Source organism: Mucilaginibacter terrenus (assembly GCF_003432065.1).
Classification (GTDB): Bacteria; Bacteroidota; Bacteroidia; order Sphingobacteriales; family Sphingobacteriaceae; genus Mucilaginibacter; species Mucilaginibacter terrenus.
The window spans coordinates 47,790-61,362 of record NZ_QWDE01000006.1 but is presented as its reverse complement, the minus strand read 5'-3'; the positions used below and the strand labels follow the sequence as shown (position 1 = coordinate 61,362).

The 13,573-nt window shown below is 43.5% G+C and carries 12 protein-coding genes; all 12 read left to right on the top strand.

Annotated elements, in window-relative coordinates:
* The first annotated feature begins 134 nt into the window (after positions 1–134).
* Complete coding sequence (locus tag DYU05_RS19770; protein WP_117384901.1) at positions 135–1,307, top strand: amidohydrolase family protein; 1,173 nt, start codon at positions 135–137, stop codon at positions 1,305–1,307.
* 115 nt (positions 1,308–1,422) lie between these two features.
* A complete protein-coding gene (locus DYU05_RS19765) occupies positions 1,423–1,701 on the top strand; it encodes an acylphosphatase (protein ID WP_117384900.1) in 279 nt (92 codons plus the stop codon).
* Between the two features lie 18 nt (positions 1,702–1,719).
* On the top strand, positions 1,720–3,222 hold the full coding sequence (locus DYU05_RS19760; RefSeq protein WP_117384899.1) for a lipopolysaccharide biosynthesis protein: 1,503 nt from the start codon (positions 1,720–1,722) through the stop codon (positions 3,220–3,222).
* Positions 3,219–4,937, top strand: coding sequence for a tetratricopeptide repeat protein (locus DYU05_RS19755; RefSeq protein WP_117384898.1), 1,719 nt, complete (start codon positions 3,219–3,221; stop codon positions 4,935–4,937). Before DYU05_RS19760 ends, DYU05_RS19755 begins: the two co-directional genes overlap by 4 nt.
* Positions 4,915–5,706, top strand: coding sequence for a DUF4292 domain-containing protein (locus DYU05_RS19750; protein ID WP_117384896.1), 792 nt, complete (start codon positions 4,915–4,917; stop codon positions 5,704–5,706). Before DYU05_RS19755 ends, DYU05_RS19750 begins: the two co-directional genes overlap by 23 nt.
* A gap of 17 nt (positions 5,707–5,723) precedes the next feature.
* On the top strand, positions 5,724–7,013 hold the full coding sequence (locus DYU05_RS19745; protein ID WP_117384895.1) for a murein hydrolase activator EnvC family protein: 1,290 nt from the start codon (positions 5,724–5,726) through the stop codon (positions 7,011–7,013).
* 55 nt (positions 7,014–7,068) lie between these two features.
* Positions 7,069–7,557, top strand: coding sequence for a Sec-independent protein translocase subunit TatA/TatB (locus DYU05_RS21370; RefSeq protein ID WP_235854071.1), 489 nt, complete (start codon positions 7,069–7,071; stop codon positions 7,555–7,557).
* Positions 7,558–7,588: 31 nt separating this feature from the next.
* Positions 7,589–7,762: a Sec-independent protein translocase subunit TatA/TatB gene (locus DYU05_RS19735; protein ID WP_117384894.1), complete on the top strand. Its 174-nt coding sequence runs from the start codon at positions 7,589–7,591 to the stop codon at positions 7,760–7,762.
* Between the two features lie 103 nt (positions 7,763–7,865).
* Positions 7,866–9,290, top strand: a complete 1,425-nt coding sequence (gene gatA, locus DYU05_RS19730) for an Asp-tRNA(Asn)/Glu-tRNA(Gln) amidotransferase subunit GatA (RefSeq protein WP_117384893.1) — start codon at positions 7,866–7,868, stop codon at positions 9,288–9,290.
* Positions 9,291–9,348: 58 nt separating this feature from the next.
* Positions 9,349–10,566 (top strand): lytic transglycosylase domain-containing protein, encoded by a 1,218-nt coding sequence (locus DYU05_RS19725; RefSeq protein WP_117384892.1) that lies wholly within the window; start codon positions 9,349–9,351, stop codon positions 10,564–10,566.
* Between the two features lie 106 nt (positions 10,567–10,672).
* Entirely contained in the window at positions 10,673–12,955 is a 2,283-nt protein-coding gene (locus DYU05_RS19720; RefSeq protein ID WP_117384891.1) for an NADP-dependent malic enzyme, read from the top strand.
* Between the two features lie 21 nt (positions 12,956–12,976).
* Complete coding sequence (gene ruvA, locus DYU05_RS19715) at positions 12,977–13,561, top strand: Holliday junction branch migration protein RuvA (protein WP_117384889.1); 585 nt, start codon at positions 12,977–12,979, stop codon at positions 13,559–13,561.
* Positions 13,562–13,573: the final 12 nt, after the last annotated feature.

Sequence of the window (13,573 nt, the reverse complement as noted above, 5' to 3'; positions counted from 1 at the left end):
AAAGTACCTAATTTTAAATTTTTCCGATGCTTTTTTAAAGTCATTCTTTTGTAGCATTAAAAACAATAACTATAAGTTAATTGTAATGTTAACGCAGACTGGGTTTAATTATAGATGATGCCAAGTTTATCTTAATGAAGACATTTGTAGCCGATTACGTTTATCCAGTTTGTGCCGATCCTATTAAAAATGGAATAGTAGTAGTAGATGATGGAGGAAAAATACTCTCCGTTTCTGATCCCCAATCATCCGACCCTCCCCCAGCAGACGCTCAGCACCTTAGGGGTGTTATTGTACCAGGGTTTGTAAATACACATTGCCATACAGAACTCTCTCACCTTAAAGATAAAGTTAAGCCCGGAGGTGGGCTTGTAAGTTTTATACAAGACGTACAAAGCTTTCGCAATTCAGAGAAAGAGGCTGTAATAGCTGCAGCTGAAAAAGCTGACCAGGAAATGATTGCCAATGGTATTGTTGCCTGCGCAGATACCTCAAACAGTAATATATCTCTTGGTATAAAGCAAAATAGCAAATTACATTATCATACTTTTGTTGAGATATTTGGCTTTTTGCCAGAGAATGCTGATGGCCTTTTTGAGAAAGCGCTGGCACTTGCAGAGGAATTTAAACCGCAATCAGTTTCTATCACCGCACACGCGCCTTACTCTGTTTCTAAAGAGCTTTTTAAGCTAATAAAGAAATACAGTGATAGCGGCGAAAATCTGCTAAGCATACATAACCAGGAGTGCGAGGACGAGAACAAGTTTTATCGTTACAAACTTGGCGGCTTTATAGATATGTACAAGCACTTCGGTATTAATATAGATTACTTCAGGCCACAGGCACGCAACTCCTTGCAATCTATAATCCCTTTGCTTACCAACAGGCAAAAGATATTGCTGGTACACAACACCTGCACCAACCTTAAAGACATCTACTTTATTAAGCGGTTTGATCGTAAAATAAATTGGTGCTTTTGCCCCAATGCCAATATGTACATAGAAAAGCGTTTGCCAAAGATAGACTTGTTTGTAAACCAGGGCCTAAATATTACCCTGGGTACCGACAGCCTGGCATCTAACGCTAAACTGTGTATACTAAGTGAAATGCGCACTTTGCAGGAAAACATTCCTTCTTTAAGCTTTGGTACCCTATTACAATGGGGAACACGTAACGGTGCTGAGTTTATGGGGATAGATGACCGGTTTGGTACCATAGAGGAAGGTAAAACGCCGGGATTAAACCTGCTTACCGGCCTGGAAGGTGGTAAAATTACTGCCGCTACCAGCGTAAGTAAACTGATATAGCCAGCACGGTTAGCACTCCTGCCCAAAAGTTTAACAACAATAATAATTTGCACGTGTTATACACGCGGCAAATAAAACGCGTTGTTTATTTTGCAGTCAGTAAAAACGTTGTTTTATGAAACACCTGGATATTATTGTTAAAGGGAAAGTGCAAGGCGTATTCTACCGTAAGGCCACCAAAGCCGTTGCAGACCAACTTGGTGTACGCGGTTTTGTTAAGAACGAAGATAATGGCGACGTTATCATCGCGGCTGAAGCTGACAATGCTACTATGGACATGTTTTTAGACTGGTGCCACGAAGGGCCCGAAGAAGCTAATGTAATATCAGTAGAGACGCATGAGGGTGAATTAAAAAACTATCGTAATTTTGAGGTAGTTAAAAAGAGTTTGTAATTTATAATCTCACCGTAATTGTCAACCGCTAAAAAGTTTGCCGGCCAAACGGCTATCTACGGGTTAAGTACTATCGCCGGCCGTGTTCTAAGTTTCTTTCTTACACCGCTTTATACGCGTACTTACTCTGCTAAAGTTTACGGGATATTTGGTAATCTGTACAGTTATGCATCTATGCTTAATGCCTTGCTGGCGTTTGGTATGGAAACTACCTTTTTCAGATATCTGAATAAAAGGCCGGACGATAAACAGGTGGTATACAACAATACGTTTGGTGTTATCCTTGCTGTGTCGGCAATGTTCCTGCTCTGTACGTTTCCTTTTGCACGTGGTATAGCTGGTTTTATACGGGTTGATTCGTCAACACCGATTGATGACTATGTGCTTTTTATTAAATTCTTTATCGGCACCCTTGTGGTTGATGCGCTTTGCGTTATACCTTTTGCGAAGTTGCGGGCTGACGGCCGACCAGGGCGCTATAGCTTGCTTAAGTTGATTAACATTATTGTGTTTGTTGGGCTAAACCTTTTTTTTATCTGGGGCGTTCCGTTCATCATCAAGCATGATTTGCCGGGCGCTGCCTGGTTTTCCAGCTGGTTTAAGCCACAATGGGTGGGTTATGTTTTCATGTCCAACACGTTGGCAAGCGCAGCAACAGCAGTTATGCTATTACCGGAATTTTTCAAACTTCGACCGCGGGTTAGTCGCTCATTATTTTTAGAAATGTTGAGGTACAGCTGGCCGGTATTAATTGCCAACTTGTCTTACCTGGTTAACGAAAACTTAGACAAAATTCTTTTAGGCAGGTTGTTGCCGGTTGATGACAGCGCAACCCAGGTTGGTATCTACACAGCCTGCTCCAAAATATCTATCTTCCTGAGCATATTTGTAAACGCATTCAGGTTGGGTGCGGAGCCATTTTTCTTCAGTCATGCCAAAAACAAGAATGCCACCCAAACTTACGCACGTATAATGCACTACTTTGTTATAGCGGTATGCATGATTTTTGTTGCGTTGGTTGCCAATATAGAACTGCTTAAGTACTTTATAAAAGGCCGTGATGCCAAACAGACAGAGTTGTTTTGGTCAGGCATCAGTGTGATACCGGTGTTGCTTTTTGGTTATGTAAGCCTGGGCGTTTACATGAACCTGTCGGTATGGTACAAGCTTACAGATCAAACCAAATACGGTTTGTATATCTCAGGCATCGGTGCAATAGTAACTATTATACTTAACGTTATTTTCATTCCTTATTACGGCTATATAGCCTCTGCATGGATATCTCTCACCGCTTACGCAACCATGATGGTATTATCTTACGTTTGGGGGCAAAAGAACTATCCTATTCCATATAATGTTAAAACACTTTTGACTTATATCGGAATCTCCCTTTTACTCGTTTATTTATCGTTCACGGTGTTTCATAGCAACATATTTATCAGCAATGGTTTGTTACTTGCTTTCGCACTTGGCACACTTTATACCGAACGTACAGGAATAAAAGCCATCTTAAGTAAATGAAGTCAGCTGCATTATTGGTCGTACTGGGTGTTTGTACCGCAAGCATTGTGAATGGCCAGGGCCGTGATAAGTTATCAACGGCTAAACCCATGTCTTACGCTGATAGTGTTAAGGTTAAGTACTTGTTTTTTGAGGCTATTCGCCAGAAATCCGTTGAAAACCGCAAGGATGCAGCCGACATATTTACGCAGGTTCTGGCTATAGACCCGGCAAATGATGCTTCGATGTACGAACTGGCCAACCTGGAGAAAACGCAGAATAATTACTCTGCAGCTGCTCCTTTGTTGGAAAAAGCGGTAGCAATAAAACCCAACAACGAGTGGTACTGGCTGGCCCTTGCCGACAGCTACGAGAAAAGTAATGACCTGCCCCGGCTGCAAAATGTGTTTGATCAGCTGATACGCATTAACCCGGATAAAGCCGATTACTACTTTGATAAAGCCAACGCTTTTTACCTGCAGCGTAGGTATGACGAAGCGCTTAAGTTGTACGATAAGGTAGAGCAGATAACCGGCCCCTCTGACGATCTGCAGAATAGCAGGCAGAAGATTTACCTGAAACAAGGCAATATTGAGAAAGCGGCCAGCGAACTTGAGAAATTAGTGACAGCTAACCCCACGGAGATAAAGTATTATTTGATGCTTGCGGAGCTGTACAATTCTAACGGGCTTAATGATAAAGCACTCGCCGCGTTGGAAAAGGCAAAAAAGACAGGCATCTCCGGCGGTTTGCTGCACATGGCCATGGCAGATGTATACCGCGATCAGAAAAAGTATCAGGAAAGCTTTAATGAACTGAAGCTTGGGTTTGCTGATCCTAATATTGATGTTGATCAAAAAGTTAAGATCATTCTTAATTACGTACCGCAGTTTGCAGATCCCGTTGCGAAATCAAGCGCGCTTACGCTGGCCAAAATAACTGCAGAAACCCATCCGTCGAGTGATAAGGCTTACGCCATCTACGGCGACATGCTGGTGCAGAATGAAAAGTATCGTGAAGCAAGGCCGGTATATAAGAAAGCTCAACAGCTAAATCCGCAATCGTATGCCGTGCAGGAACAGCTGGTTAGAATGGAAATGGCGGAGAGTGACTTTGACGCTGCGATAAAAGACGGAGAAGAAGCTTTGAGTTATTTTCCAAATCAGGCCTGGATGAACTACCTGGTAGGGGTGGCGTGGCAACAAAAAGGCAACAATAACAAGGCACTTGGTTATCTGAAAAATGCAGCTTCCTTAGAAGCGCAGGATAAAGAACTCCTCTCGCAATGTTACTCGGCTCTGGGCGATTGTTATCACTCCTTAAAAGACAACAAGAACTCTGACGAGTCATACGAAAAATCGTTAACCTACAATCCGGATAACGCATTCACTATGAACAATTATGCCTACTATTTGTCGGTAAGGAACGAACAGCTTGATAGAGCTGCGCAGTTATCTAAACGCAGCACCGAATTGCAGCCAAATACTGCTTCGTTCGAAGATACTTACGCCTGGATACTTTTTAAGCAAAAAAGGTATGCAGACGCTAAGGTTTGGATAGAAAAATCGTTGCAGCACGATAATAATAGCGCCACAAAGACAGAACATTACGGGGATATTTTGTTCTTTACAGGCGACACGGCGGCTGCGGTTAAAAGTTGGACCAAGGCAAAAGTGCAAGGTGGTACATCACCTTTGCTAGATAAAAAGATAAATGAAAAGAAGTATTCTGAATAAGATATTCATAGCAGTTGTACTAATAACGGCAATAAGCTGTAAATCAAAGAAGCTGGTAGTAGTCAACCGGCCTGCCAAGGATAGCACAGTTGTAAAAACAAACGATGTAGCCGAAAAACTTGCCGCCATTCGGGCAAGGCAGGTGACTTTTAATACTTTCAGCGGCAAGGCTAAAACCAAGCTTGACATCAACGGAAAAGACAACGATGTTACATTGAATATACGCGTGAACCGCGATCAGAAGATTTGGATATCTATAACCGCCATTGCTGGCATAGAAGTAGCCCGGGCGCTTATAACGCCAGACAGTATCCAGATCATTAACAGGCTACAGAGCGTATATTTAAAAAAGCCGTTTAGCTATGTACACAGGTATGCCAGTAAGCAAATAAACTACCGCACCCTTCAATCCCTACTGGTAGGTAATGCTATTCCTGAATTGCTTGCGGATGATGCAAAGCTTGCACCTGAAGGTACAAACACTGCAATATCAGGTAATTTACAGGGGCTCATATTTAAGTTGCTTTTAGGTGCCGACCTCAAGGTAACACAAACAAACCTGAGTAATCAGCAAGCTGGCCAAAGCCTGCAGGTAACCAACCGGGTGTTCATCCAGGCAGATAGCCGCGTCATTCCATCTCAGGTAGATATTTTGTCTGCAGCGCCAGGCAATAAAATATTAGTAAACCTCCGTTATACACAAGCGGAGTTTGATCGTCCGCTGGAGTACCCTTTCAGTATTCCAAAAAGTTACGAACCTGCTAATTAAAATTATATTTTTGATGGATGAAAGTTTTTAGAGCGCTCCTGATTATTGTTGGTGTATTTATAGCATCCGGCGCATTTGCACAAAGCAGTGCCGAGCTGAAGCGCAGGCGCGATAAACTTACCCAGGAACTTGAGCAGCTTAACAGTGAATATCAGCAAACAGCAAGCAATAAGAAGGTCTCTATAAAACAGCTTAATATACTAAAGGCGCAGATCAACCTTCGGGAAGAAAAGATACTCAACATCAACTCCGAGGTACGAAATCTTGACAATCAAATCTCCAAAAGCAATAATACCGTACATACATTACAATCGCAGTTAGATCAGCTTAAAAAGGATTATGCAGGTATGGTGCTCTTTGCTTACCGCAACCAGAGCGCCTACAACAAGCTAATGTTCGTTTTTGCTGCAAAAGACTTTAACCAGGCCTATCGCAGGTTAAAATACCTTCAGCAATTCGGCACCTACCGCGAGCGCCAGGCAGGTTATATACAAGGAACTCAAAAGGAGCTTCATGTAAAAATAAACGAGCTGGATAAAGATAAAAGGGAGAAAAGTAATCTGCTGACAGAGCAGGAGAAAGAAAAGCAGACGTTGGGTAAGCAAAAGAACGACCAGGTGCGGGTTATATCAGACCTGAGCAAGCACCAGGGCGAGCTTAAGCAGCAACAACGCGACATACAAAAAAAGATAGCTAAGACGACAAGAGAGATCGCTTCTGCCATTCGTAAAGAGATTGAAGCAGCAAGGCGTGAAGAGGAAGAACGGGCCAGGGCAGCCGCACGGGCAGCTGCAGCAAAAGCAAAAGCGGAAAACAGGGAAGCACCTGCAGCTCCTAAGAAAACTGCTGTTAAAACAACGAGCGAGATATTAAATGCTACGCCCGAAGCCGCTAAGCTATCTAACGACTTTTTGGGTAACCGTGGAAGATTACCATGGCCGGTTACAAACGGACAACTGATACATGGGTTTGGCACGTATACGGATAGTGAGGGTATTCGTAACGACAATAACGGCTATGAGATACGGACTGCCAATGGCGCTCCGGTAAGGGCTGTTTTCGATGGAGAAGTGTCGAGGGTGGTAGACGTTTACGGAACTTATACTGTTATTATAAAACATGGCGAGTACTTTACAGCCTACTCTAACCTTCGTTCGCTAACAGTGTCAAGAGGTCAAAAGATCAGTACTAAACAAACTATTGGTACTGTTTATACCGACCCGTTGAGTGGTGATGCTACTGTGATATTTTCGCTTTACAAAGGTACTACTGCTGTAAACCCTAAGTTGTGGCTTGCAGACAATTAGATAAACTTTGTAGCGTTGTAATTATGTATATTTGTAACCTTAATTGTGAGATAAGATGTTAAGCTCAGTTTTTTTGTTTCTTAATATTGGTTCCGGAGAAATGGTCCTGATCGTTTTTGCGGCGCTTATGCTATTTGGCGGTGAGAAATTGCCGGAACTTGCGCGTGGATTGGGTAAAGGTATTCGGGACTTTAAAGATGCCTCTGATGATGTAAAGCGTGAAATTAATAATCAGATAAATAACTACGAGCCAAAGAAAACGGAGGTAAAGCAACTTGCACAGGAAGAGGAAAAACCTGAAGAAGAGCAACACGTATACCCTCCTATAGAAGGAACAATGCCTGTGGCTGAATATACAGCTACTGATGTTATTGAAGAAACGGAGTTGCACAATCCCGAAGCGCCTGAAACTTACAACGACGATACTGAATTAAAGCACCCTGTTACGGGTTCGGCAAATAAAAACTCTATTATAGACCTTACTAAAACTACAGATATTGACACTGCCAGTACTAAGGTTGAGGAAGAATACAAGCAATCATAAGACATTTAACATAAATTAAACATTAAAAATCATGGGTGGATTAGGCGCACCAGAAATTATTCTGATCATCATCGCGATATTATTATTATTTGGCGGTAAAAAAATTCCTGAACTTATGCGCGGATTAGGTAAGGGCGTAAAGGAATTTAAAGACGCGCAAAATGGCGATAACGCCGCAGCTTCTGAAGAGAAACCAAAGCTGTAATTAGCTATTTAACTATACAGCCCACAGCGGCGAGAGATAATTTACAAAACTTATCTGTTGAAATATTTATGCTTCGACAGATAAGTTTTTTATTTTAGGCCCCATGGCTAAAATTTATTCCTCTTATGCAGAGCTACAGAGAGGCTTGCAAAGCGGTGAACTTAGTGCAGTTGGACTTGTACAAGATTATCTGCAGCAAATTAAAGCATACGCACACTTAAATGTTTTTAACGAAGTGTTTGAGCAAGATGCTCTTGCTTCGGCAAAGGAAGTTGATGCGCGCATTAAGGCCGGTAATGCCGGCCGTTTGGCAGGAATGGTCATTTCCATAAAAGATAACATCTGCTATAAAGATCATAAGGTAAGCGCATCTTCCCGCATCCTTGAAGATTTTACCTCTATTTATTCCGCCACCATTGTAGAGCGGCTGTTGGCCCAGGATGCTATAATTATTGGACGTTGCAATTGCGATGAATTTGCAATGGGTGCTGCAAACGAAAACTCTTTTTTTGGTCCTGTAAAAAATTTTGCTGATGAGACAAAAGTTTCAGGCGGGTCTTCCGGTGGGTCTGCTGTAGCAGTACAGGCAAATATGTGCCATGCTGCCATCGGTACAGATACCGGTGGTTCTGTACGTCAACCTGCTTCGTTCTGCGGTGTAGTTGGTTTTAAACCGAGTTATGGGCGCATATCGCGTTATGGTATCATATCATATGCGTCATCATTTGATCAGGTTGGTACACTAACCAGATCGGTAGAAGATGCAGCACTGCTGTTTGAGATACTTGCCGGTGCCGACGAGTACGATAGCACACTGTCTCAAAAACCTGTTCCCCCTTTAGCAAATTTTAAAAGTGACACAAGCAAAAAGAAAATAGCTTATTTGAAGGAAGCTATAACAAGCCCGGGTGTAGATGAGGAGGTAAAAAACAAACTCAGCAGCTATATAGATAAACTGAAAGCTGAAGGTCATGTAGTTGAGCCAATATCATTTGAGTATCTGGACTACCTGGTGCCATCTTATTATATACTCGCAATGGCTGAGGCTTCGTCAAACCTGGCCCGATACGATGGCGTGCATTACGGCTACCGCAGCCCTAATGCAACTGATCTTACATCTACTTATAAGATATCGCGCTCGGAAGGGTTTGGTAAAGAAGTTAAGCGCCGTATAATGCTTGGTACATTTGTGCTTAGCGCGGGATACTATGATGCATATTATGCTAAGGCGCAAAAGGTACGAAAGCTTATCCGGGACAAAACAAATGAGATTTTAAAAGAGTACGACTTTATACTTACGCCTACGGCACCCGAGCCTGCTTTCGAGATAGGCAAAAAAGAAAAAGATCCGGTAGTAACCTATCTTTACGACATCTTTACTGTACAGGCGTCACTGGCTGGATTGCCGGCCATTTCTCTTCCTGTTGGCAATAACACCAACGGTTTGCCGTTAGGATTGCAGTTGCTAGCCGGGGGATTTAAAGAAGAAGATTTGTTAAACTTCTCCGAATATTTCCTTGGGCTATAAAAAGTTAATATATTAGTATGTAAATTTCGCGGAGCTTAACCATCTTCGCAAGCCAAATATGAGGAGATTCCTAATTCTTTTCATCTGTATGGTGGTGTTGCAGTCGCTCAAGGCTCAGCCCTTCCAGGCAGATACATCTGCATTGCTGCCTGTTAAGGAGGTAGCTGTTTCAAAATATCAAAATGTAATTTTTAAACGTCGTCTGGATTCTATTCAGAAGGATGTTCCGTTGGATTACAACGAAGTGGTGCAAGGGTACATCGATCTTTACGCGGGCCGCCGTGACGAAATGGGCCGCATACTAGGCCTGTCGCAGTATTACTTCCCCATTTATGAAAAAGCTTTCCGTGATGCTGGTGTACCGGACGAGATCAAATATCTGTCAGTTGTCGAATCCGCTTTACAGCCAAACGCTAACTCCCGCGTAGGCGCTGGTGGACTATGGCAATTTATGTCTGAAACGGCCAAGATATACCATCTTTCAATAAACGATTACGTGGACGAGCGCCGCGACCCAGTACTTGCCAGTCAGGCCGCTGCTGCGTATCTTAAAGATGCATACCAACAATTTGGCGACTGGCTACTGGCTATAGCATCTTACAACTGCGGAAAAAGCAACGTAGAGAATGCCCTTGCACGCACCGGCGCTAACGATTACTGGTCTATCCGTCAGTTATTGCCTGCAGAAACAAGAGGTTACGTACCAGCGTACATTGCGGTAACTTATGTTATGAACTATTATAAACGGCACGGCATATATCTGCAGGCATCGGACATTCCGTTGCAGAATGATACGGTAATGGTTAACCGGATTGTGCCAATGAGCCGTATTGCTGCGGCAGTAGGGATGGATCTTAAAGAAGTAGCGGTACTTAACCCAAGCTACCGCATGATGATTGTAAACGGCACGCCTTCGTCTCCCCGCCGGATACTGGTACCAAAGTCACGTAAGGACAGGCATGCTATTTTAATACAGGCCATAGATAACCCTAACTACGTTATTCCTCCTTATCGCCCGGTGTATGCACCGGTAGCGCAAACAAGGGCGTTAGTGCCGGCAGCCGCTTCCTCAACTGCCAGTCCGCAAAGCGCGGTAGTGACTGTAGCAGGCAATGTCCCCGCTCATCATACTACAGTAAAGGGGGAGACTTTAGAAGACATAGCTACCAAATACGGACTTAAAGTGGACGACCTTTTGCAGTGGAATAAGCAGCTTGGCAATAGCAAAACCGTACGCCTTATGGGCGGCTTAACCGTAAACCTTAACCGGGGTTAGATGATACAACTTATTGGCCCGGTGGCGATTTATTCGGCACCGGGTTTTTTATTAGCAGCTTTCAAAAAAAGTAATTGTAATTTTGGGGGCTCGAACTTTAGAGAAGATGAACAAAGCCAATCGTAAACAGGACGCCCTTAATTACCATGCTAAGGGACGACCGGGGAAGATAGAAGTAGTACCTACCAAGCCGACTAATACACAACGCGATCTTACTTTGGCCTATTCGCCTGGCGTGGCTGAGCCTTGCCGTGCAATAGCAGAAAATGTAGATGATGTTTATAAATATACTGCAAAGGGTAACCTTGTAGCAGTTATAAGCAACGGTACCGCAGTGCTGGGCCTGGGCAATATTGGCCCGGAAGCCAGTAAGCCTGTGATGGAAGGCAAGGGCTTACTTTTCAAGATCTATGCCGATATTGACGTATTTGACCTGGAGGTAAACGCGAAAAGCGTAGATGACTTTGTAAACATAGTTAAAGCGCTTGAGCCTACCTTTGGTGGGGTAAACCTCGAAGATATTTCGGCTCCCACCTGTTTTGAGATAGAACGCCGTTTAAAGGCCGAGATGAACATCCCGGTAATGCACGACGATCAGCACGGTACCGCTATAATATCCGGCGCTGCGCTGATGAATGCTTGCGAGATACAAGGCAAAAAGCTTGAAGAAATAAAAATGGTTGTGAACGGGGCTGGAGCGGCTGCTGTTTCCTGTACCAAAATGTACTTATCGCTGGGTGTAAAAAAAGAGAACATTGTGATGTTCGATATTAACGGTCTGCTAAGTACTAACCGCACTGACCTTGACGATATTCGGAAGGAGTTTGCAACTACCCGTACGGACATTGAAAATTTAGCCGACGCAATGAAAAATGCGGACGTATTTGTTGGCCTTTCTGCAGGTAATGTAGTTACACAGGAGATGCTGGTAACCATGGCTGAAAATCCTGTTGTATTCGCAATGGCTAATCCAGAACCGGAAATTAGCTATGACCTGGCAACCGCTGCGCGTACGGATATTATTATGGCTACCGGCCGTTCTGATTATCCTAACCAGGTGAACAATGTTTTGGGCTTTCCATATATCTTCCGTGGCGCATTAGATGTGCGCGCAACTGCTATAAACGAGGAGATGAAGATAGCGGCTGTTAAAGCTATAGCCGAAATGGCTAAGCGGCCCGTTCCCGAAGCTGTTAACCTGGCATATAACACCACAAATTTAAAGTTTGGCCGGGATTATATTATACCCAAACCAATGGATCAGCGCCTTATTACCGAGGTGTCGTCTGCTGTTGCTAAAGCAGCTATTAATTCCGGGGTGGCGCGAAAGGTTATTACCGACTGGGACGCTTATCATGAGGAATTACTATCTCGCCTTGGTACCAACAACAAGCTGATGCGTGATATCACCAACAAAGCTAAACAAAGCCCTAAGCGCGTAGTATTTGCGGAAGCAGACACCTATAAGATATTACGAGCCGCGCAAATAGTGAAGGACGAGGGCATAGCAACACCAATCCTGTTGGGCAATATTCAGAAGATCAAGCAGATCATGTATGATAATGAGCTTGACCTGGGTGAAGTGGAGATGATAGATACGCGTGACGAGTGCGACAGGAAAAAGGACTTTGCAGAGTTCCTGTACAAAAAACGTCAACGAAGAGGTATTACCCTTTCAGAAGCTAAAAAGCTGGTTACCGACCGTAACTATTACGGCGCCTGCATGGTACAGTTTGGCCAGGCTGATGCGTTAATCTCAGGCCTCACTAAAAACTATGCAGATACCATAAAGCCTGCCTTGCAGGTGATTGGTACCGACGAAGGTGTTAACCGGGTTGCGGGGATGTACCTCATGATAACAGAAAAAGGCCCGGTATTTTTCGGTGATACAACGGTTAATATAAACCCAACAGTTGAGGAGTTAGTGGACATTACGGTACTCGTAGAAAAAGCAGTATCTTATTTTATCTCCAAACCGAGAGTAGCACTACTTTCATATTCAAATTTCGGTTCAAATAAAGGCGACATACCCGATAAAACAGCGGAGGCTGTACGCATATTGCATCAGCGTTACCCTAACATGGTAGTTGACGGCGAGATGCAGGCCAACTTTGCGCTTAATGCCGAATTACTAAAAGACAATTTCGCATTCTCAACGCTCAACGGCAAACCGGCCAATACACTTATATTCCCGACACTGGCATCAGGCAACATTGCTTACAAACTATTGCAGGAAATAGGCGGAGCAGAAGCTGTAGGTCCAATTTTGCTTGGCTTGAAAAAGCCGGTACACGTGTTACAATTAGGTAGCTCTGTTCGCGAGATTGTGAACATGGTTACCATTGCCGTTGTGGATGCACAGGAAAAAGACCGTACTACAAACCGTTAATCAAGACTGAGTAAACTCTATATGTACGATTATATTGACGGGCGCTTAGCATTTAAAAGCCCTGCCCATGTTGTTATTGATGCCGGAGGAGTAGGGTACCATATCAATATATCGCTGAATACTTTTTCAAAAATTGGCGATGCGGAACGGTGTAAGTTATACATCTGGATGCACGTAAAAGAAGATGCGCATACCCTTTACGGCTTTGCAGAAGAGGGTGAACGCAGGCTGTTTCTTCATTTGGTTTCAATATCTGGTATTGGCCCCTCTACCGGAAGGATGATGCTCTCCAGTATTACCCCAGCGGAAATACAGCAGGCCATAGTTCAGGGCAATGTACCGTTGATTCAGAAGATAAAAGGTATTGGCCCTAAATCGGCACAGCGCATCATATTAGAACTGCAAGACAAGCTGCGCAAGGAAGGGCCGGATACGCTTACTGTTATGCCAGCAAATAAAACAGTTAAGGATGAAGCACTTTCTGCGCTGGTAATGCTGGGCTTTACACGTGCTGCTGCAGAAAAGGTTTTAGATGCCGAGCTTACAAAAAATAGTGGTACGTTAACAGTTGAGCAGCTGATTAAATTTGCTTTGAAAAGCTTATAATTACCTAATAAT

Bases quoted from the DNA above. Each gene is read 5' to 3' on its own strand.
- DYU05_RS19770 (WP_117384901.1), top strand. From the start codon at position 135: ATGAAGACATTTGTAGCCGATTACGTTTATCCAGTTTGTGCCGATCCT.
- DYU05_RS19765 (WP_117384900.1), top strand. From the start codon at position 1,423: ATGAAACACCTGGATATTATTGTTAAAGGGAAAGTGCAAGGCGTATTC.
- DYU05_RS19755 (WP_117384898.1), top strand. From the start codon at position 3,219: ATGAAGTCAGCTGCATTATTGGTCGTACTGGGTGTTTGTACCGCAAGC.
- DYU05_RS19750 (WP_117384896.1), top strand. From the start codon at position 4,915: ATGAAAAGAAGTATTCTGAATAAGATATTCATAGCAGTTGTACTAATA.
- DYU05_RS19745 (WP_117384895.1), top strand. From the start codon at position 5,724: ATGAAAGTTTTTAGAGCGCTCCTGATTATTGTTGGTGTATTTATAGCA.
- DYU05_RS21370 (WP_235854071.1), top strand. From the start codon at position 7,069: ATGTTAAGCTCAGTTTTTTTGTTTCTTAATATTGGTTCCGGAGAAATG.
- DYU05_RS19735 (WP_117384894.1), top strand. From the start codon at position 7,589: ATGGGTGGATTAGGCGCACCAGAAATTATTCTGATCATCATCGCGATA.
- gatA (WP_117384893.1), top strand. From the start codon at position 7,866: ATGGCTAAAATTTATTCCTCTTATGCAGAGCTACAGAGAGGCTTGCAA.
- DYU05_RS19725 (WP_117384892.1), top strand. From the start codon at position 9,349: ATGAGGAGATTCCTAATTCTTTTCATCTGTATGGTGGTGTTGCAGTCG.
- DYU05_RS19720 (WP_117384891.1), top strand. From the start codon at position 10,673: ATGAACAAAGCCAATCGTAAACAGGACGCCCTTAATTACCATGCTAAG.
- ruvA (WP_117384889.1), top strand. From the start codon at position 12,977: ATGTACGATTATATTGACGGGCGCTTAGCATTTAAAAGCCCTGCCCAT.